Origin of the sequence: Caballeronia sordidicola (assembly GCF_001544455.2) — a bacterium.
GTDB classification, from domain to species: Bacteria; Pseudomonadota; Gammaproteobacteria; order Burkholderiales; family Burkholderiaceae; genus Caballeronia; species Caballeronia sordidicola.
This window is the reverse complement of the sequence record NZ_FCOC02000051.1, coordinates 1-1,984: the sequence shown is the minus strand read 5'-3', so window position 1 is coordinate 1,984 and position 1,984 is coordinate 1. Positions and strand designations below refer to the sequence as shown.

Genomic DNA, 1,984 nt, shown 5'->3' with positions numbered 1-1,984 from the left:
GCCAACATTGACGAAGACGGACAGTTCTGCGATACCCATCAAGCTTCAGGACCCCGAGTATTGTGATTGGTTTATGCCTGGCTTCACAAGCGAACGTAGCGACGTGACGGAGACCGGAACATATAAAGGACTTACTCCACTCAAAACTGCTTGGACTGATCGCATGGGAAACCAATACTCAAGCGGGTCCGCCTTTCCCACCGCCTTTGAACTGTCGTATGACGAACAGAGAAAAACGCTAGGCGCAACCTTGCGGATCAAAATTGTTCCAGTTGAGTTGCTTAGGGCAGACGGGCGAGGCGCGATATTGCTTGGTCCCGATGGGCAAAGACAGTCTGTTCCTTTCGACCATGTTGCCCACTGGGAAGGCGTCGCTGCCGGCGTAGAAAAACCAATAAAAGGGGGCTTTGTCATGCAGTATCGCCCTGCAACCGGCCCGCGCTTTGATCTAGCAGCAAAAAAACGCGAAGTCGAAAGCGTGCTAAATGGGCATAAGAGCAAGCTAATTCTTGACGGATGTTCCAAAGGCGCAACCTGTGGATGCCGAGTAGCAATCGAGTTTCATGTGGAATTTCTGCTTGGCTTGAACGGCATGGACGTAAGTAATGGAAAAAAAGTCCACAAAACAATCTATTTGTTTCCCCGTGCTATCCGCGCCGACTCAAGTTCTTGGGGAGAAATATCAATGCTCCCCGGAAAAAATGACAGTTGGCTTGATAATCCGGCGGACACGAACGTGGTCGCGCATGAATGCGGTCATATGTTTAATTTTCCCGACGAATATTGGGAATTTGGGGGGTGGGTTCATAAAATGTACATTAAGAACAATGAACTGGACTTCGAAACCGGAGAAAAGTTAAACGGAAACGAAGTTTGGCAAATGCGGTCGAGCAGTAACCTAATGGGCTATGGCGCGCTCAACGCGATAAAACCAGGACCGAAATCTGCGCCCAGCGCGACGGTCAGCCCCCACTACTTGGAATATATCAGACGGCATTTTTGCGAGTTGACACATAAAACTTGGAGAATTGGATATGAAATGTAATCGGCTTGTCTTGCCTAGCCGATTGCTTATTGTTCGGCGCGTCTTACTTCTCATCGCCCTTTTTATAGATTTGATTATGCCTAATCTTGCAGTTGCCAATACGAAAAGTGTTAACGAAGCCGGCTTCGGAATCAGCTCAATGGGGGGCCATACTTACGGCACAAATGGTATTGGCGTTTGGTTATCTGGCAGGATTCACGTCGGGCTTTCCGACACAATCGACACTGACTTCGCCGGGGCGGGAGTGGTAGAGGCTTGGCTTTCACCAGACCATCTCAAGCAGGCAAAAGAAATTCAAGCTCAACTATGCAAAGCGGCTGTTGAAGACCCCAAAAACGAGGTTGATCCGGTGGAGCCTAATTTCGTTTATTCGGTCGATTGCTTGGAAGACGGGCAACTAAAAACACATCAAGGAAAACTCTACGAATTACCAAAAAGCCTGTGTTTTTTGCTCACCGACTATTACCGGTCAATGCTAACTGCATACGCTAAAGAAGGTCGCGCCATCGCGAAGATAAGCGTCAACGTAGAAAGCGTAGTCCAACAAAAGGAGAAATTTCTCGCGTCCATAGTTTACAGGAATAGCGGGGATTTTCCGATGAAGATGTTTATGCCTGATCGATGGGCCGAGTTTGGCGACAAGCTTGAAATCGGCGGAGTGTCAGCGGATGGAAAAGACCGTTGGGAAGCCAGCCTTGCCGATTTGCCGCTCGTTAATAAAGCCGACTTTGCGGAATTTTCGGATGGAATTATTACGATTCCGGCCGGTGGTTCCGTTACATTCAAATATCTCACTGTGCCTGATCGGAAGATTAAACGCGGGACATACAAATTCAACGCGCTTACGTTCGTCAGCATAGGCGGTGAGGGTGTCGTCGCCACGATGGGCAAGGTGGATTTTCGTTCAGACCGAAGCAAGCCTACCCGCGCGACGTTCGA

At 49.0% G+C, this 1,984-nt stretch carries 1 protein-coding gene and 1 pseudogene; both read left to right on the top strand.

From position 1 onward, the window contains the following. Window positions 1-1,045 (top strand): annotated as a pseudogene (locus tag AWB64_RS30495) (type VI secretion system Vgr family protein); the annotation flags it as partial. A 76-nt stretch (window positions 1,046-1,121) separates the two neighbouring features. Beyond that, window positions 1,122-1,984, top strand: an 863-nt coding sequence (locus AWB64_RS30490) for a hypothetical protein (protein ID WP_157766741.1), incomplete at its 3' end; no start/stop codon positions are given.